Genomic DNA, 18492 nt, shown 5'->3' on the forward strand with positions numbered 1-18492 from the left:
CTAAATCGTCCCATACCTCCGACTCGGGATCGGATACGGGTCGACCGGAGGTGAAGGTCATCCGCATCCAGCCGCTCGCCTACCTCGGCGTGGTCGTGCTCGCGCTGTGCGTGTTCCTGTTCTTCGTCGGGTGGCCCGCGGGCCTGTGGTGGTTGCTGCTGCTTCCCGTGGTGGTGGCCGCCTGGGTGGCGCGCACCCGGACCGTCGTGTCCGACTCCGGACTCGACCTGCGCAGCCTCGTGGGATCGCGGCACCTCGACTGGGAGCAGATCAAGGGCGTGAGCATTCCCAAGCGCGGGTTCGTACGCGCGCACCTGACCGACGATTCGGAGGTGAAGCTGCCCGCGGTGAGTTACGACCAGCTGCGCACGCTGATCACCGCGTCGAAGGGGCGGCTGCCCGATCTGTTCGGCGCGGCCGCCGCTGCCGAGGCCGAGCGGGACGCCGAGGAGCGCGCGAGCGAGAAGCCGACCGGCCAGGACGCTCCGGAGACGGACAGCAAGTCGGAAGACGACTAGCGCCCGCGACACGACACGCGCCCCGCTCGCTCGCGCGGGACGAAACCCGATCGCGCACTCGGGTCTTCGCCGCGACGGAATATCGACTGGACGCGCGGCGCTAGTCTTGGCGTAGCCGCGCCGACGACGGACACCCGCCGCGCGGCTGGACGGTTCGAGTACCGACACACACTCGACGACACCGTCCGCGCCGACGACCACCACCCGCGGCGACCACGCGACGCGCACCACCGCCGCGGCGGATCGACTACCGCGACCGGCGAAATCGGCCCGCCACCCCCGGGAGTACCGTGGAACAGCCGCCGAGCGAGTTCCGCGCACGCCGAGCGAACTCCGCGCAGTCGCACCACAGCCCCCGCGACCCCCTCGAGGACCATCCATGCCACCGCTTCGTTCACGCACCACCACCGCCGGACGCAACGCCGCAGGCGCACGCGCGCTCTGGCGGGCCACCGGCCTCACCGATTCCGACTTCGGCAAGCCGATCGTCGCCATCGCGAACTCCTACACCCAGTTCGTGCCCGGCCACGTGCATCTGAAGGACGTCGGCGAGATCGTGGCCGAGGCGGTCCGCGCCGCGGGCGGCGTGCCGCGCGAATTCCACACCATCGCCGTGGACGACGGCATCGCGATGGGCCACGGCGGCATGCTCTACTCGCTGCCCTCCCGCGAGATCATCGCCGACTCTGTGGAATACATGGCCAACGCGCACACCGCCGACGCCCTGGTGTGCATCTCCAACTGCGACAAGATCACTCCCGGCATGCTGAACGCCGCCATGCGGCTCAACATCCCGGCCGTGTTCGTCTCCGGCGGTCCGATGGAGGCCGGTAAGGCCGTCGTGGTCGGCGGCGTCGCCCAGGCTCCGACGGACCTGATCACCGCGATCTCGGCCAGCGCCAACAGCAATGTCACCGAGGAAGGGCTGGACGAGGTCGAGCGCAGCGCCTGTCCGACCTGCGGCTCCTGCTCGGGCATGTTCACCGCCAACTCGATGAACTGCCTCACCGAGGCGCTGGGTCTCGCGCTGCCCGGCAACGGATCCACGCTCGCCACGCACGCCGCACGCCGCGCGCTGTTCGAGAGGGCGGGCCGGGTGATCGTCGACATCGCCAACCGCTGGTACCGCGAGGACGACGCCTCGGTGCTGCCGCGAAACGTGGCCAACGCGAAGGCGTTCCGCAACGCGATGGCGCTCGACGTGGCGATGGGCGGTTCCACCAACACGGTGCTGCACACCCTCGCCGCCGCCCAGGAGGGCGAGATCGATTTCGATCTGGGCACCATCGACGAGATCAGCCGCAAGGTGCCCTGCCTGTCGAAGGTCTCGCCGAACTCGGACTACCACATGGAGGACGTGCACCGGGCCGGCGGCATCCCCGCCATCCTCGGCGAGCTGCGCCGCGCCGGGCTGCTCGACTCCGACGTGACCACCGTGCACACCGCGAGCTTCGACGAGTGGCTCGACACCTGGGACATCCGCTCCGGCAAGGCATCCGACGAGGCCGTCGAATTGTTCCACGCCGCGCCCGGCGGAGTCCGCACTACCGAGCCGTTCTCCACGGAGAACCGGTGGTCCTCGCTGGACACCGACGCCGCGAACGGCTGCATCCGCGACAAGGAGCACGCCTACACCGTCGAGGGTGGTCTGGTCGTGCTGCGCGGCAACATCGCGCCGGACGGCGCGATCCTCAAGACCGCGGGCATCGACGAGGACCTGTTCTCCTTCCAGGGCCCTGCCGTCGTCGTGGAATCGCAGGAGGAGGCCGTGTCGGTCATCCTCGCCAAGCAGATCAAGCCGGGCGACGTGATCGTCGTGCGCTACGAAGGCCCTTCGGGCGGGCCGGGCATGCAGGAAATGCTGCACCCCACCGCGTTCCTGAAGGGCTCGGGCCTCGGCAAGCAGTGCGCGCTGATCACCGACGGCCGCTTCTCCGGAGGCACCTCGGGCCTGTCGATCGGCCACATCTCGCCCGAGGCGGCCAGCGGCGGCGTGATCGGACTCGTCGAGAACGGCGACCAGATCCGCATCGACGTCGCCACCCGCACCCTCGAGGTGCTGGTCGACGACGCCGTCCTCGCCGAGCGTCGCGCCAAGATGGAAGCCTCCGAGCGCCCCTGGCAGCCCGCCGACCGCGACCGCCCCGTCACCACCGCGCTGCGCGCCTACGCCGCCCTGGCCACCTCGGCCGACAAGGGCGCCGTCCGCCGCGTGCCCTGATCGCCCGCATGCGTAGAGGCCCCGGCACTCGCCCGGGGCCTCTACGCTGCGCGGTTCGCGGACGGGATCCGCGAAAAGGGTTGCCGCCGTGCGACTCAGCGCTGCTCACTGATCTCGACACACGAGCGAATCGCTCGACACGCGGGTATCGGGTGCGGTTCCGGTGGATTGCCGAACACACTTTCGATCGGTGCCCTACTGTGGCCGCCATGGTCGGTTCCCGCACGAAGCGATGCACCGGATCTTCCAGCACGACCCAGGCGTTTTCACGCGCGCCGTCCGGGCCCTCGGACTACCGTTCCTCGACCCTCTCGAGGTCGCGCTGCTACCCACCGATCTGACCGAGACCCGCCCGGTGGAACGCCGGGTCGACACTCTGCTGCGGATACGCACGGTCGACGGGGCGTTCCTGTTGTTGGTCGAAGCACAGGGAAAGATCGACCACGCCAAACCCGCAGCCTGGGCCTACTACCTGTCGCATCTGCACGCCAAATACCGGCTCCCGCCGGTGCTGCTGATCGTGTGCCAAGATCAGCAGACGGCCCACTGGGCGCGCAGGCCGTCTGCGATCGGCATGCCGTTCCGGCGCAGTCTCATCCTCGCCCCCATCGTCCTCGGTCCGCACAACGTTCCTGCCGTGACCGACCCAGCTACCGCGGCGGCCGACATCCCGCTGGCCGCGTTGTCCGCCGTCACCCACGCCAACGAGCCCGATATCAATGCCATACTGAAGGCGCTGGCTGCCGCGCTGCACGGATTCGACGAAGATCAGTCCATCTTCGCCGAACTCACCGAAATGGGGCTCGGGACCAGCCCGGCCGCCAAAACCTGGAGGAAGCTGATGTCTTTGGATCTGACGTTCTTCCGCTCGGAGAGCTCGCAGCGCCTGCGTGCCGAAGGGCACGCCGAAGGGCACGCCGAGGGTGTCTGCGGAAGCATCTTGCGTGTGCTCGAGCGCCGCGGTGTCGAGGTTCCGGCCGAGGCCCACGACCGGATCAATGCGTGCACCGATCAGGACACGCTGCACGCCTGGCTGGATCGGTCGCTGGTCGTCACCGACGTGCAAGACCTGTTTCACGACTGATCCTGGGAACGCGGAGCAGCGAACGTCCATAGTCCTGTCCTGACCGGGCTCGTCAGCAGGGGCGCGTCTGACCCGAACGAAGGAAAGGCCCCGGCTACCGGGGCCTTTCGCGTGTCCGCGTCTTCTCGGGCCGGTGTCAGTCGAAGGGGCCGATGCCGGTGAGGGGGTTGCCGCCGTGCAGGTACCAGTAGGTGCCTGCGGCGGCGGTGAGGGCGGCTGTCAGGGCGGCGAAGGAGCCGTAGGAGGGGCGGGTGGACCAGCCGCGGCCGCGGTCGAGGGACCAGCGGCCGGGGCCGGTGAGGATGATGACGGCGGCCGTGCCCGCGAGGATGGTCTCTAGTTCGACGCCGGTGGGGACCGAGCCCTTGTACTGGAAGCCGGGGATCATGCCCTGCTTCCACGCCCAGGCGTCGAGGATCACGGCGAGCACCGCGCCCGCGGCGAGCGGGGTGGCCAGGCCGAGGATCAGCAGTGCGCCGCCGCCGATCTCGCCCATGACGAGCAGGATCGTGGCGACGATCGAGTGGTCCCAACCGCCCTCGGCGATCATGTCGCGGGTGCCGTCCAGGCCCGCGCCGTGGAACCAGCCGGTGGCCTTCTGCAGGCCGTGGTAGACGAAGGTGGCTCCGACCATGAGCCGCAGCAGGAACAGGCCGAAATCGAGGGTGCCGCGCCGGTTTTCGGCCGCGCGGCGGAGCGCCGCCTTGCTCGGCTCACCTGGCGGGTTGGCCGCGGGCGGGATGCTGGCGTAGGAGTACGCGGACTCGCCGGATTCGGCCTGCTCGACACTCGGCACGTCGGGGTCGAGGCCGAGTTCGTCGTCGGTGCGTGGCACGTCGGCCGGGCGCGGCTTGGACATGTTCACCACGGGAAGCTGCTGGGTCGGCGAATCGAACGGGCTCGTGACCGTAGTCCCCGTGGCGGGCTGTTCTCCCGTGACAGGGGCGGTGGGAGTCTGTTTCGGCTTGTCGGTCACGGCCGGGCCTCGCTGCCCCTCGGCGCCGTGTTCGGTGAAAGCGCGGTGCCGATGCTTCGCTCGCTCATGCCTGCGCCTCGCTGACGCTCGGCTCCGGCGTGCGCGCAGCGCGCTGGCACACGATTCGCTCACTGCGTTCGCTCATGGGTGTACACCCTATGTCGCCCAGCGCGACGGCGGGAGTCGACGTGTTGTGGCGTGTCAACACGCACCCGGGAGCGGCGCGGGCGACGGTATTTCCGTAACGTCTGGGGCATGAGGTTGGTTGTCGTGGGGCGTCTCGCCTGGAGTGTGGCGCTCGCATCCGCTCTGCTGGCGGGGTGCGCACGGTTCGACGATTCCGCGTCGAGCCCGTTCACCCCCGAGCCGACGTTCAGTCCCGCGGATCCCAAGCCGCCGAAGCAGTCGCCGCCGTCGACGACCCGGCCGAGCGGGCCATGCATCGACCCCGACCCGGCGGTGGTCGCGACCTGCCTGGACACCACCGCCGGGATGGTCGGCGTCGCCGAGGGCGCACTGGTCGCCGAGCGGCGCACCGGCCGCATCCTGAAGGTGATCGATCCGGATCAGCCGCCGATCGAGATCGCCCGCCTCGACGTGGACGGCTCGGCCGACGGCGGGCTCAGCGATATCGCGCTCTCGCCCACCTACCGCGAGGACGGTCTGCTCTACGCCTACATCACCACGGCCAGCGACAACCGCGTCGTCCGCATCGCGGAAGGCGGCTCGCCCAAGGACATTCTCACCGGAATCCCCAAGGGCGCCAGCGGTAATCACGGTGCGATCGAATGGGCGAGCCCGGACCAGCTGCTGGTGCTGACCGGCGACGCGGGCAATCCGGGACTGGCCTCGACCCCGTCCTCTTTGGCGGGCAAGCTGCTGCGGGTGAACTCCCCCGCGCCGGGCAATGCGGCGCCGTCGGTCGCGGTCTCCGGCATCGGCATCGCGGGCGATCTGTGCCGCGACGGCAAGGACAGCGTCTGGTTCACCGACCGCACCCCCGTCGAGGACCGGCTGCAACGGCTCGGTCCGGACGGCTCGGTCAGCATCGCCTGGACGTGGCCGGACCGGCCGGGCGTCGCGGGCTGCGCCGCTGCCGCCGACGGTGTGGCGGTCTCGCTGACCAACGCCAAGGCGCTGGCCATCGCGGCGGCCGACGAGAACACCCGCGCCGTGACCACGGCCCCCAGCCTGCTCGCCCAGGACCGCTACGGCCAGCTCGGCGGCGCGACCATCGGACCCGACGGCAACGTCTGGGTCGGCACCGTGAACAAGACCGACGGCCAACCCGGTCCCAACGACGACCGCGTCGTTCGCATCCCACCGCAGAGCGGGGGCGGCACCGGACCGGACTAGGCCGCGACGCGCGGCACCGTGCCGCGCTCCGGCCCGGCCGGGATTTGTCGGACCTCGACGCTAACCTCGCCCGCACATCGGTCGAGGGAAGGAAAACCGTGGGCGCTTGGGGCGAGGGACCGTTCGACAACGACGGATCACACGACGCGTTGGCCGGTCTGCGCCACCGCGACCAGGCGGCGGCGGAGGCGCACATCCGCGAGATCTGCGACGGCGTGCTCGGCGAGGAGTACGTGGAGGTCTACGAGGCGCAAGCCGCCATCGGTATCGCCGCGCTCCTCACCCATCTGGTCGCCGAGGACGGCGGCGACCCCGAAACCGCCCGCCTCGCAACCGATATCGCGGTGACCCCGACGCGCGAACTGCGCGAGTCGATCGCGCGCTGCGTCCGTCGCATCCAGGACCCGGCCGACAACGAATGGTTCGACCTGTGGGACGAAACGAAAGACGGATTCGGCGAAACGATGGCGCGTTCCCTCGACCGCTACCGCGATGCCCTCTAGCGCTTCCGCACTCGAAATCGCTTGATCGGTAAGGGATCCCAGGCTGGTCCACGTGCAGCGGACCGCATCGAATGCCCGCTGGGACGCCCTCGAGATCAGGGAGCGGTGACCAACGCGCCGCCCGCGACCGGAGTCACGGGCGGCGCGACAAGCACGATCAGGAGCAGGCGGCGAGGACGAGTTCGCGCACGCGCGCGGCGTCGGCCTGTCCCCGGGTCGCCTTCATGACGTCACCGACGATCTTGCCCGCGGCCTGCACCTTGCCCGAGCGGATCTTCTCGGCGATGTCGGGATTGGCGGCGAGGGCCTTCTCGACCTCCGACTGCAGGGCGCTGTCGTCGCTGACCATGCCGAGGCCCTTGGCCTCGACGATCGCGGCGGGCTCGCCCTCGCCCGCGAGGACGAAGTCGACGACCTGCTTGGCGACCTTGCTGTTGACGGTCTTGGCCTCGACCAGCTTGGTCACCTCGGCCACTTGCGCCGGGGTGATGGGCAGGTCCTCGAGCCCGACTTCGCGTTCCTTGGCCTTCTCGGTGAGGTAGTTGACCCACCAGGAGCGCGCCTCGTTGGCCGGGGCGCCCGCTTCGACGGTGGCGATGATGGCGTCCAGCGCGCCCGCGTTCACCACGTCGCGCATGACCTCGTCCGACCAGCCCCAGTCGGCCTGGATCCTGGCCCGGCGCAGCCACGGGTACTCGGGGATGGTGCCGCGCAGCTGCTCGACCCATTCCGCGGCGGGCGCGACGGGTTCGAGGTCGGGCTCGGGGAAGTAGCGGTAGTCCTCCGCAGTCTCCTTGCGGCGGCCCGGCGAGGTGGTGCCGTCGGTCTCGTGGAAGTGGCGGGTCTCCTGCACGATGCTGCCGCCCTCGGCCAGCACAGCGGCCTGGCGGCGCATCTCGAAGCGCACCGCGACCTCGACGCTCTTGAGCGAGTTGACGTTCTTGGTCTCGGTGCGGGTGCCGAACTCGGTGGCGCCGATCGGCATCAGCGAGACGTTGGCGTCGCAGCGCAGCGAACCCTGCTCCATCTTGACGTCCGAAACGTCGAGCGCCTTCAGCAGATCCCGCAGCGCGGTGACGTAGGCGCGGGCCACCTCGGGCGCCCGCTCCCCGGCGCCGGTGATCGGCTTGGTGACGATCTCGATGAGCGGCACGCCCGCCCGGTTGTAGTCGAGCAGCGAGTGGCTCGCGCCGTGGATGCGGCCGGTGGCGCCGCCGACGTGCACCGACTTACCGGTGTCCTCCTCCATGTGGGCGCGTTCGATCTCCACGCGGAAGATGCTGCCGTCGTCGAGCACCACGTCCAGGTGGCCGTTGGTGGCGATCGGCTCGTCGTACTGGCTGATCTGGTAGTTCTTCGGCTGGTCCGGGTAGAAGTAGTTCTTCCGCGCGAACCGGCCCCACGGGGTGATCGAGCAGTTCAGCGACAGACCGATGCGGATCGCCGATTCCACGGCCTGATGGTTCACGACCGGCAGCGAACCGGGCAGGCCGAGGCACACCGGGCACACCTGAGTGTTGGGCTGCGCGCCGAATTCGGTGGCGCAGCCACAGAACATCTTGGTCGCGGTGGACAGCTCGACGTGGACCTCCATGCCGAGCACCGGCTCGTACCGGGCGATGACGTCGGTGTAGTCCATCAGCTCGACGGTGGTTGTGCTCATGCCGATCAGTCTAGGTAAGAGTCCGGCCGGCACCGCGCCGACCTCCGCGGTTCGCGCCGGGTCGATCACTTCGCCGGGAACCGCTTGGCGAGCCAGTCCGTCACGTAGGTGAGGACCTGTGGATCGATGGTCGTCTCGATCGTCGTGTACTCGCTGGGCAGCCCGGTCTGGGTAGGCTGCATCAGGTGGTTGAGGCCCGGGAAGACGTGCACGGTGGCATCCGGGTCACCGGCCAGCAGGGTGCGGGCGGGCGGCTCGTTCTGGGTGGCGAGCACCTGGAGATCCTTGTCGCCGAAGAAGGCGAGCACCGGGATCCGCAGCGCGGACAGGGCGGGCGCTGGATCGTAGGCGATCAACGCGGCGAAGTACGGGGTGATCTCGGCGCCCACCTGGCTGTCCGGCAGACGCTGATCCTCGGGCAGCGCCGCGTTGTTGCGCTTGGCCAGCGCCTTGGCCCCTTCCAGGTCACCCTTCTTCAGCAGACCGACCATCTCGGTGGTGTCGCGCACCTGCTTGTCGATCTCTTCGGGGGACGCGCCGTTGGCGGCGAGCAGCGCCCTGGTCTGTTCGATCAGCACGTCGCCGCCGGGCACCGTCGGCCCCGCCATCAGGATCGCGAAGGCCACGCCGCTGTCGGGTTGCGCCGCCACCATCGGTGCGAGATAGCCGCCCTCGCTGTGGCCGAGCAGCCCGACGCGCGCCGGGTCGATGTCGGGCCGGGCACGCAGGAAGCGCACGCCGGCGGCGACGTCGCCGGACAGGTCGGTGTAGTTCGACTGGTCGAGGTTGCCGCTGGTGCCGCCGACGCCGCGGTCGTCGGTGCGCAACACCGCGTAGCCCGCGCGGGTGAGGGTGTCGGCCAGCAGCAGGAAGGGCTTGTGGTGCATCAGCTCTTCGTTGCGGTCCTGCGGGCCGCTGCCGGTGATCAGCAGCACCGCGGGAAACGGTCCCGGTCCTTCGGGTTCGGTGAGGGTGCCCGCGATGGTGATGCCGCCGCTGGGGTAGCTCACGTCCTCGGAGCGATAAGGGAACGGCGGTCTCGGTTCCTGCGGCCGGGCGAGCGGCGCGACGGCGCCGCGCTCCAAGGTCAGCGGGAACGTCTGCCCGAACTGCCTGAAATCACCGGTGATCCGGTCGGATCCGGCGTCGTAGCTGCCCTTGAACACCGGGTCGCCCGGAATGTCCGGGATGGTGAAGGCGACGCCGCCGCGGTCGGATCGCACGTCCTTCAGCGGCTCGTCCTGCACGCCCTGCACCGGGATGTCGATGGTGGCGGTACCGTCGCCCGCGAAGGTCACCCCGATGTCCAGTGGCTGACCGGGGATCTCGATCGCACCGTGCCAGTCCCCCGTGGTCGGTTCGGGCGGGTTGGATTCCTCGGTGCAACTCGTCACCAGCGCGGCGACGACGAACAGGACCAATGCGAGCACTCGACCGGTACGCATGCCAGCGACAGTACCGATGACGACGCCCGACCGGGATCAACCGCGAGTCGCACGCGCGTACGCCGCGGGAATGATCCGGCCGCCACGACATCCCGGAGGCGGGTCACTCCCCGCGCGCGTACCTGACCGCGGCGGCGACGGCCGCCATGTCCATGTCCGGGTCCGCGACCTCGCGGAACTCGAGCATCGCGTCTTCGGCGGTGGTGCGCCGCGCCGAGGCGATCAGCTCGCGCCGCGCGAAATCGCCGAGCGCGTATCCGGCGGCGTGCGCCCTCCTGCCGAGCACAGACAGCGTCTCGGCGGGCAGGTCGTAGGTCGTGACGAGCGCCGACGCGTCCGGGTCGATCGCAGGCGTGACGTCGCGCCCCTCCGACTCGAGGAACTCGACGACGGAGTCCTCCGGCGTGCGCATCCGTGCCCGCGCGACGAGCTCCGCGCGCAGGTAATCGGCGACGGGAAGTTCGGCGGCGCGGGCACGGCGGCGCAGCACGGCGGCGGTGTCGGCGGGCAGATCGTCGATGGCAAGACCCATGGCGGCCAGCGTAATTGCCGCCGGGGCTGGGTGTCAGCCGAAGAACGCCTCCGCTTCGCGGTAGCGGTCGGCAGGCACCCGCTTGAGCTGCTTGGTGGCCTCCGAGAGCGGCACAAGGTCGATGGAGGTGCCGTGCAGGGCGACCATCTGCCCGAACCGCCCGGCGTGCACCGCCTCGGCGGCGTGCAGGCCGAACCGGGTGGCGAGCACGCGGTCGTAGGGCGTCGGGCTGCCGCCGCGCTGAACGTGGCCGAGCACGGTCGTGCGCACCTCCTTGCCGATGCGGCGTTCGATCTCGGCGCCGAGCTGCTGGGCGACACCGGTGAACCGCTCGTGCCCGAATTCGTCGATGCCGCCTTCGCGCAGCGCGAAGCCGGAGTCGGGCGCCGGATGCGAACCTTCCGCGACGACGCAGATGAAGTGCTTGTCGCCGCGCTGGAAGCGGCGCTTGACCATCGCGCAGACGTCGTCCACGTCGAACGGGACCTCGGGCACCAGCGTCAGGTGCGCGCCCGCGGCCATGCCGGAGTTGATCGCGATCCAGCCCGCGTGCCTGCCCATCACCTCCACCAGCATCACGCGCTGGTGCGATTCGGCGGTGGTGTGCAGGCGGTCGATCGCCTCGGTGGCGATGGAGAGGGCGGTGTCGTGGCCGAATGTGACATCGGTGCAGTCGATGTCGTTGTCGATGGTCTTGGGCACGCCGACCACCGGCACGCCCTCCTCGGACAGCCAGCTGGCGGCGGTGAGAGTGCCCTCGCCGCCGATCGGGATGAGTGCTTCGATGCCGTTGTCGTCGAGGGTCCGTTTGATCTGGCCGAGCCCGGCCCGCAACACGTCGGGATTGGTGCGAGCGGTGCCGAGCATGGTGCCGCCCTTGGTGAGCAGCCGGTCGGTGCGGTCGTCGTTGAGGATATTGATCTTCCGGTCTTCCAATAGGCCGCGCCAGCCGTCCTGGAAGCCGACGATCGCGTCCCCGTACCGTCCGTTCGCGGTGCGAACGACGGCGCGGATCACCGCGTTCAGTCCTGGACAGTCCCCGCCTCCGGTCAAGACTCCGATGCGCATGGCCGCTATCTTCCACCGCTCGGCGATGTTCGGCAGCCCCGCCCCCGTGAACCCTGGGTAACGTCCCGCTCAGCGCGGCATTCGCCGCGCGAGTCGGGCGTACCTGCGCCTTTCGGCGGTGCTTCGACGGCTCTGGTTCGGCGCGGCGCTCAGGGCCGGCACTTGCCGCCGGACAGTTCGTCGAGGTGTTCGGAGATCAGCGTGGCCATCTTGTCCAGCGCGCTCATGCCTTCCGCGAACGAGCCCGAATCGGGTTGGGCGGCAAAGGCGACGGCGATCTTCCCGGTCGGGCCGTCGATGATGCCGAACTGACGCACCAGGTAGTCGCCTGAGGCGTCGGGTCCCCAGCCGCCCTTGAACTCCGCGCCGCGAAAGGCGCCGAGGCCCCAGCGGTGGTTCGGGACGATCTGGCCCATCAGGTCCATGACGGTCTCCGACTGCGGTAGGCAGGGCAGCCGCGAGGCGAAACGGGCCTGTTCGGACAACGACCATTCCGCCTGACCGAACGCCGAATGCTCGGCGCGGCTACGCGTCGCGGGCACAGCGGTCTTGCTGTCGCCGCCCTCGCGCAACACCGCCTCGACGGCCTTGGCCGCCTCTTGCGGACTGCCGAGGCCCTGCCACAGTGTGTCGGCCGCGGCGTTGTCGGAGGAGATGATCGCGAGTGTCATGGCGTAGGTCGAGGCGTCGGGATCGCGGCGCTGCGCGGCGATGACCAGAGGCACCTTCATGGTCGACCAGGCGGGTCCGGTGGTCCAATCACCGAAGGTCAGGATCCGCTCACCACCCACCGGCATGGCCGCCATGCCGTAATGGCCGCGCAGCCCGGCGCGCAATTCCTGGAAGCCCGCCGCCAGCGTGCCCGGCAGCGTGAACTCCAGGTTCATCTGGTCGCTGCGCGCGGCGGCCTCGGTGATGGTCGTCGCCTCGGCGGAATCGCTGGAGCCGGTGCTGCACGAGGTCAGCATCGCCACGGCGAGCAGGCCCGCGCCCAGCGCCTTTCCGAAGCGCCCGCATCGATCAGTAGACATCTTTCGGTACATCCTCGTCGCGAACTCCCCCCGGTCTCGGTGTCAGTAGAGCGTGCCGACACCGTACTGGGGACGTCTGTCGATCACCCATTTCCGCCGGACGGCGGCCTATGCCGAACTGCCACGGCGGATTCCACGCGCCCTCTGGCCGCGGGTCGTCCGGCCGGCGCTCGGGGCGCGGACCAGCGAAGTTGTGGATCGGCCGGTTTCGGACACGCCGGACACGCCGGGCACGGCGCCCGGAACGCGGACGTGTACACGCGATCACGCGAGTACGCTCGTCGTCGCCGAACCGGGCGGGGACAACGGGAGAATCAGGAGGGGGCACCTTCACCTTCCAGCCAGGCTTCGCCGGGCGGTCGGAATCGGTACCGACACGCGCGTATTGCTGGCGGCCGATCCTACCCGGAACTCGCCCGTTGTGACCCCTTGAACCGCATGAGATTCCGCGACTCTGCCATGCCATTTCGACATCACCGCAGCGCAGAGCCTACGGCGGCGGCACTCCGAAAGTGCCGGCTCGCCATCCGACTGGACGGCTGGCCGCCAACGAAATTCGGGACGTCAGCGGTCGTAGGTCATCAGCACCGCCAACGACCCGACGATCTGCGCGCATCGCAACGGCGCGAGCTCCGGGGGAATCGTCACCGCGACTCCGCGCAGCACCTCCAGCGCCGTCGTGTGGCCGCCCCGCCGCTCCACCAACCGGGCGCCATGGACCGCCAGTTCCGCCATCTCCCGCCGATCCTCCAGGCACGCGGCGTCGGCGAGATCGAGAGCCGTTTGATATCGCCCGAGCTCCTCCTCGCTCGCCGCGGCGGCGAGATCGACGCCTGCCAGTTCGGACTCGAGCACGAGATCGGCGGGCTCGAGCGACGCGCCCGCGCGGTCGGGACGATCACCCGACGCAGCCCGCGGCCCGGCGTAGCCGAGCAGTGCGAGACAGGTCGCGAGGGCGAGGGCCGCCCCGAGGACGACCGTCCACACCTCCGACATCCGCTGCGGACCGTACGTGAGCCGCGTCGGAGATCGCCCCCGCGGGCTGCGGGACGTGGAGCGGACGATCGACGAGAGGGCGGGCATCGCGCCTCCTGCAGGGTCGCTGGCAGTTAACCAATCGATCGGTGTCGCGGTCGGCATCATTACGCCGCCCACCGCACCGAGTCCGCCGCCGATCGGCGCACTCTGGTCGCGGATTCCCATTAATACGCTTCCCACCTCGCGAAGCACGGAAAGCTACCAGTTCGTGACCTAGCAGGACACGCTGGTGGATTCGACGCACCTCATGCGTATTCTGGTCGCCGAACCAAGATAACTGGCCGTGCGCGATACCGATCTGATCGCCAATCGGCAAGCAGCAGGACGAACCGCCATCGCCTGACGCGAAATCACGTCAGTAGACGTAGACCACCGCGTTCTCACCGCCGGTGCAGACCACGACCTGCCCTTGGGCCGCGCACGTCATCGTGTAGCTCCGGCCGGTGACCGGGCTGACGGCTACCACCGACCGAGAGCCGCCCGCGCTGCCCGCCGCGGCGTAGGCCTTCCGCACTTCCTCGGCGAACGGGCAGCTGGTGACGGCGTTGCCGACTGCGGCCCTGGAGAACGCGCCGGATCCCTGACCCGCGCCGCACGGGGTCGCGCCGTCCGGGAGCCGCGCAGGAGCGGTGGACGTCGAGGCCGGAGCGGTCGTGCGCGCGGCCGAGGTGGCGGACGCGCCAGGCGGACGCGCCGAGGTCAGAGACGTGCCCGTGCTGCCTTCGGCGGCGGTGTCGACCACGCCGCCGCGGGAGCTCATCGTCTGCCAGACGACCGCGCCCGACACGGTGACCACGACGATCACCAGCACCGCGAACAGCAGCGGCAACACGATGGACCGGCGCGGCCCCTCCGCGGAATACGGAGAGGAATAGGGGTCGGCGTGGTCGTAGCGCTCGCCGTAGGCGTCGGCGCCGTACCCTCCGGGCGGATACGGTTCGCCGACCGGTCCCTGCGCGACGTAGTCCGCGTAGGTCGGCTGCGGGACGGGTTGCGCGCCGTGCCGCGGCTGGTGCGGCGGGGCGAACGGCGCTTCGGGGTACCGCTGGGTCTCGGGCGCGGGTTGCGGCACCTCGGGCACCGGGGGGACAACGTAGCGCTGCGTCTCGGGCGCGGGTTGCGGCACCTCGGGCACCGGGGGGACAACGTAGCGCTGCGTCTCGGGCGCGGGTTGCGGCGCCTCGGGCACCGGAGGGACCGCGTAGCGCCGGGTCTCCGGCGCGGTGAACTGCGCGGGCTCTTGCGGCGCCGGGTACGGATCCGCGTACCGGGGCTCGTTGTATCCGGTTTCGTGATTCTCGGCGTACTGGGGTTCGGCGTACCGCTGGGACTCGGGGTAGAGATGCGCGTCGGGAAACGGCCGCACCTGCGGCAGCGGTCCGGTCGCGGCCGGCGCTTGCGGCTGCTGGGGCGGCAGCGGGGTGAACTGGATGTCGGCGGGACGGATCTCGGTCGGCGCGGTCGGATGGATGATCGCGGGAACCGATAGCTCCCCGGTGGATTCCGGCGGCACCGTCGCCCCGCGCGCGGTGCGATCCGACTGCCCGAACCGAGCGGGATCGGGGGCGCGCACCACGAACATGGGCCCGGTCGCGGCGGGCGACGGCGATCCCACCACCGCGCGGGCCGCGCGCGCCAGCTCGCTCGCGGTCGCGAAACGGTCCGCGGGATCCTTGGCCATGCCGCGCGCGATCACTTCGTCCAGGGCGGGCGGGATCCCGGGACGCTCGACGCTCGGCTGCGGCGGTGGATCGGAAAGATGGGACTTGATCAGCACACTCATGCTCGCCGCCGGGAACGGCGTTGCCCCGGTGAGGCATTCGTGCAGCACGCAGGCCAGCGAGTAGATGTCGGCGCGGCCGGTCACCGGGCCGACGTCGAAACGCTCCGGCGCCATGTAGATGTAGGAGCCGACCGCCATGCCGACCTGGGTGACCGCCGAGTCGCCCTCGGTGTGCGCGATGCCGAAATCGACCAGGTAGGCGAAGTCGGCGTCGGTGACGAGAATGTTGGCGGGTTTGACGTCGCGGTGCACCAGACCGCTCTCGTGCGCGGCATCGAGCGCGGCGGCGATCTGTTCGATGAGGAAGACGGCGCGTTGCGGGCTGATCGGCCCCTGCCCGCGCAGCACGGTGCGCAGGTCGACGCCGTTGACCAGCCGCATATCGATGAACAGGACGCCGTCGATCACGCCCCAGTCGTGGATCGGGATGACGTGCGGCTCGGCCAGTCGCGCCGCGGCCTGCGATTCCCTGCGGAAACGCACCTGGTACACAGGGTCTTTGGCGAGTTCCTCGGACAGCAGCTTGACCGCGACCACCCGGTCCTTCACCGTGTCATAGGCCTCGTAGACCTCGCCCATGCCCCCTTTGCCCAGCAGCGAGCGCAACTCGTACGGCCCGAACCGACTACCGACTCGCCATCCAGGTCCGTCCACCCCGTGCAACCTCCACATCCCAGGCGGCGACCCATGGGTGCGGGCTGCCCGTCAGGGGGTAGATTCTCCGGGTGCGACCACCCCGTGGTCAAACGCAAAGACGATCGCCGCGGCGCGATCTCGCAGGTCGAGCTTGCCGAATATGTGCCCGACATGGCTTTTCACGGTGACTTCCGAGATGCCCAGTTGCCTGGCGATTTCCGCGTTGGCGCGGCCGCGGCCGATGAGTTCGAGCACCTCGTACTCGCGCGCGGTCAAGTCCGCGAGCCTGTTGTCGGTGCGGGTGGGCACCGGCCGGGCCGTTCGATAGGTCGACAGCACCCGGTCGGTCACCGAGGGATCGAGCCATGCCCCGCCGGTGGCCACCATCCGCACCGCGCGGATCAGGTCCTCGGCGGGCGAATCCTTGAGGATGAACCCGGCGGCGCCCGCGCGCAGCGCGCCGGACAGCAACTGGTCGTCGTCGAACGTGGTGAGCACCAGCACCGGCGGCGCGCCCTCGACGGCGCGCAGCAGCCGGGTGGCGTCGATGCCGCCGACGCGTTTCATGCGCAGATCCATCAGCACCACGTCCGGCTTGTCGGCGGCCACCGCGGCAGGCACCTCGTCACCGTCGGCGCATTCGGTCACCAGGAAACCGTCGCGACGGCGCAGGATGCGGCGCAGACCGCCGCGCACCAATTCCTGATCGTCGACGACGAGGACGGCGATGGTGTCGGCGTCCGGCGCAGCGGCTGTCACGCACCCTCCCGCAGGATGTTCCGCGGCTTGGAGCCGATGGGCGGTACTGCGGCGGCGTCGGCGAACAGCCCCGGCAGCGAACACGCCCACGCCTTGGTGGCGGCCAGCGGAAATTCCGCCCGCACCGACCAGCCGTCCTCGGTGGGTCCCGCGGTCAGCCGCCCGCCGAGCAGTTCGGCGCGCTGCCACATGCCGGACAGACCCATGCCGTGTCCCCGCTGCGCGGGCAATCCGGCGGGCAGCGTGTTGCTCACCGTGAGCGCGGCCGTGGCATCGTCCACCGTGAGCAGCACGCTCGCCGTCGCGCCCGGCGCGTGCTTGACCACGTTGGCCAGCGACTCCTGGCCGATGCGGTACAGCGCGAGACCCACCGCCGCCGACACCGGGGACAGATCGTCGGTGCACCGGTATCGCACGTCGAGTCCGGCGCGCACGAAATCGCCGACCAGGTCGTCGATGTCGCCGACGCTCGGTTCCGGAACCAGCTTCGAGGGTCGCTTGTCCAGCAGTCCCACGGTGCGCCGGATGTCGGCCATCGCCTGGCGGCCGAGGCGTTCGGCGTCGACCAGTGCCTCCACCGCCTCGTCCACATCGCGGTCGGTTTCCAGCGCGTGCCTGGCCGCGGTGAGGTGCAGTAGCGTGATGCTGAGCGAATGCGCGATCACGTCGTGCACCTCGCGGGCTATCCTGCGGCGCTCCTCCTCGGCCGCCTGGGCGGCGCGCATGCTCTGATAGTGGCGTTCCTGGTAGAGGAAGCGGCGCTGGTATTGCAGCATCAGCCCGCACAGCAGCCCGAGCAGGACGCCGATGCTGTACATCGGCATCCCTTGGAAGCGTTCGTTGTCGGCGCTCCACAGCACGTGGCCGAAGATGTCGAAGGCCACCAGTTCGGCGATCGCGCCGACGGCCACCGCGATGCCGACCCGCACCGACGCGATCGCCGCCACCTCGCCGACGATGATGACCAGCACGAACGGCGCGACATCCGTCGAGACCGGCTGGAGCAGGAACAGCGCCGCCGCCGCCATCCCGCACACGCCGAGGGTGCCCGGATTGGGCACGACGCCGAGCAGGCAGAACGCCGGGACCGCCATGAACAGCAGCAACACGGCCACCAAGGGCAACGCCGTCGGGAAGTAGGCGTGCCGCTGCACGGTCGCCGCGACGCCGATCACGAACGTCATGATGTCGGCGATGATGATGACTTTCGGCGGATAGTCGAACGGCAACTCCGTCAGACTGCGGTGGAACATGCCGATCGGATCGCGCACGAACTCGCGGACGCGATCGCGCACCCGCCCGAGCTCGCGCAGCGGAATCGCCTGCCTGGCGCCCGTCTCCGAAGGGATGACCTGCGTCACGTCCATGTAGCCAGGTTAGTCGGCCGTCGGCCGCCGACGCATCGTCCCGGGAACGGTCCGGTTCTCCTACCACGGTAGGAGATCGATTCTCGTCTCCGGGACGACGACACCCGTGGCCGCGCTCCGTAGCGTTGGCCGCATCCTCGCCGTACGGCCCGATCGGCGGTGCGGCGGACGCATCACGAAAGGCCGATGTCATGTCCTGGGAAGATCAACACGCTCGGACCGAAATCGTGCACACCGTGCTCGCCCGCGCGGCGGCCGATCCGGAGAGTCCCGACCTGTTCGACGGGATACCGGGGCTGGATCGGCTGTTCGGCGGCCCGGAGGGGGTACTGCTCGCTCTGAAGTACCGGTGGCAACTGCATTTGGACGTCAAAATGGAGCAGGCCTTGACGCAGGGGCAGTCCGCGGTCGAGGCCTATCTCGAGCTCGCCGCGGAGCAGCCCGTGCTGCGCGCGGTGCTCGATTGCCAGTATCGTCGCCGCCACCGGGCGTCCGAGGCGCTGGCGCGATAG

At 69.9% G+C, this 18492-nt stretch carries 16 protein-coding genes; 6 read left to right on the plus strand and 10 right to left on the minus strand.

Annotation, left to right across the window (positions count from 1 at the left end; all coding sequences use genetic code 11):
- The first annotated feature begins 50 nt into the window (after positions 1-50).
- From ACRWNM_RS32850 to ACRWNM_RS32860, 3 genes are all read left to right on the plus strand, one after another.
- Complete coding sequence (locus tag ACRWNM_RS32850) at positions 51-518, plus strand: PH domain-containing protein (RefSeq protein ID WP_431972045.1); 468 nt, start codon at positions 51-53, stop codon at positions 516-518.
- 379 nt (positions 519-897) lie between these two features.
- Positions 898-2739 (plus strand): dihydroxy-acid dehydratase, encoded by a 1842-nt coding sequence (gene ilvD, locus ACRWNM_RS32855; RefSeq protein ID WP_431972046.1) that lies wholly within the window; start codon positions 898-900, stop codon positions 2737-2739.
- Positions 2740-2929: 190 nt separating this feature from the next.
- Positions 2930-3823 (plus strand): hypothetical protein, encoded by an 894-nt coding sequence (locus tag ACRWNM_RS32860; RefSeq protein WP_431972047.1) that lies wholly within the window; start codon positions 2930-2932, stop codon positions 3821-3823.
- 136 nt (positions 3824-3959) lie between these two features.
- Here ACRWNM_RS32860 and ACRWNM_RS32865 read toward each other — a convergent pair whose 3' ends face one another.
- Positions 3960-4799: a DoxX family protein gene (locus ACRWNM_RS32865; protein WP_431972048.1), complete on the minus strand. Its 840-nt coding sequence runs from the start codon at positions 4797-4799 to the stop codon at positions 3960-3962.
- Positions 4800-5054: 255 nt separating this feature from the next.
- Between ACRWNM_RS32865 and ACRWNM_RS32870 the strand changes: the two genes are divergently transcribed.
- Both ACRWNM_RS32870 and ACRWNM_RS32875 read left to right on the plus strand, forming a co-directional pair.
- A complete protein-coding gene (locus ACRWNM_RS32870) occupies positions 5055-6155 on the plus strand; it encodes a PQQ-dependent sugar dehydrogenase (protein ID WP_431972049.1) in 1101 nt (366 codons plus the stop codon).
- A 98-nt stretch (positions 6156-6253) separates the two neighbouring features.
- Entirely contained in the window at positions 6254-6658 is a 405-nt protein-coding gene (locus tag ACRWNM_RS32875; protein WP_431972051.1) for a DUF4259 domain-containing protein, read from the plus strand.
- 157 nt (positions 6659-6815) lie between these two features.
- On the opposite strand, the gene gatB is transcribed toward ACRWNM_RS32875, so the two are convergent.
- The 9 genes from gatB to ACRWNM_RS32920 form a co-directional block, all read right to left on the minus strand.
- Entirely contained in the window at positions 6816-8321 is a 1506-nt protein-coding gene (gatB, locus tag ACRWNM_RS32880) for an Asp-tRNA(Asn)/Glu-tRNA(Gln) amidotransferase subunit GatB (protein WP_431972052.1), read from the minus strand.
- A 65-nt stretch (positions 8322-8386) separates the two neighbouring features.
- Positions 8387-9766 carry an alpha/beta hydrolase family protein gene (locus tag ACRWNM_RS32885; protein ID WP_431972053.1) on the minus strand — a complete coding sequence of 460 codons (1380 nt, stop codon included), beginning with the start codon at positions 9764-9766 and terminating at the stop codon, positions 8387-8389.
- A 103-nt stretch (positions 9767-9869) separates the two neighbouring features.
- Positions 9870-10298 carry a hypothetical protein gene (locus tag ACRWNM_RS32890; protein ID WP_431972054.1) on the minus strand — a complete coding sequence of 143 codons (429 nt, stop codon included), beginning with the start codon at positions 10296-10298 and terminating at the stop codon, positions 9870-9872.
- Positions 10299-10331: 33 nt separating this feature from the next.
- Positions 10332-11366 carry an ATP-dependent 6-phosphofructokinase gene (locus ACRWNM_RS32895; protein WP_431972055.1) on the minus strand — a complete coding sequence of 345 codons (1035 nt, stop codon included), beginning with the start codon at positions 11364-11366 and terminating at the stop codon, positions 10332-10334.
- A 149-nt stretch (positions 11367-11515) separates the two neighbouring features.
- A complete protein-coding gene (locus tag ACRWNM_RS32900) occupies positions 11516-12397 on the minus strand; it encodes a hypothetical protein (protein ID WP_431972056.1) in 882 nt (293 codons plus the stop codon).
- A 564-nt stretch (positions 12398-12961) separates the two neighbouring features.
- Positions 12962-13393, minus strand: a complete 432-nt coding sequence (locus ACRWNM_RS32905; protein ID WP_431972057.1) for a hypothetical protein — start codon at positions 13391-13393, stop codon at positions 12962-12964.
- A gap of 397 nt (positions 13394-13790) precedes the next feature.
- Complete coding sequence (locus tag ACRWNM_RS32910; RefSeq protein WP_431972058.1) at positions 13791-15872, minus strand: protein kinase domain-containing protein; 2082 nt, start codon at positions 15870-15872, stop codon at positions 13791-13793.
- Positions 15873-15923: 51 nt separating this feature from the next.
- Entirely contained in the window at positions 15924-16613 is a 690-nt protein-coding gene (locus ACRWNM_RS32915) for a response regulator (protein ID WP_431972059.1), read from the minus strand.
- The gene (locus ACRWNM_RS32920) at positions 16610-17980 is read right to left on the minus strand and encodes a sensor histidine kinase (protein WP_431972060.1); all 1371 of its coding nucleotides are present in this window, start codon (positions 17978-17980) and stop codon (positions 16610-16612) included. The genes ACRWNM_RS32915 and ACRWNM_RS32920 overlap by 4 nt, the downstream gene beginning before the upstream one ends.
- Positions 17981-18171: 191 nt before the next feature.
- On the opposite strand from ACRWNM_RS32920, the gene ACRWNM_RS32925 reads away from it, so the two are divergent.
- Positions 18172-18492, plus strand: coding sequence for a hypothetical protein (locus tag ACRWNM_RS32925; protein WP_431972061.1), 321 nt, complete (start codon positions 18172-18174; stop codon positions 18490-18492).

Source organism: Nocardia sp. bgisy134, from assembly GCF_965341865.1.
Taxonomy (GTDB): domain Bacteria; phylum Actinomycetota; class Actinomycetes; order Mycobacteriales; family Mycobacteriaceae; genus Nocardia.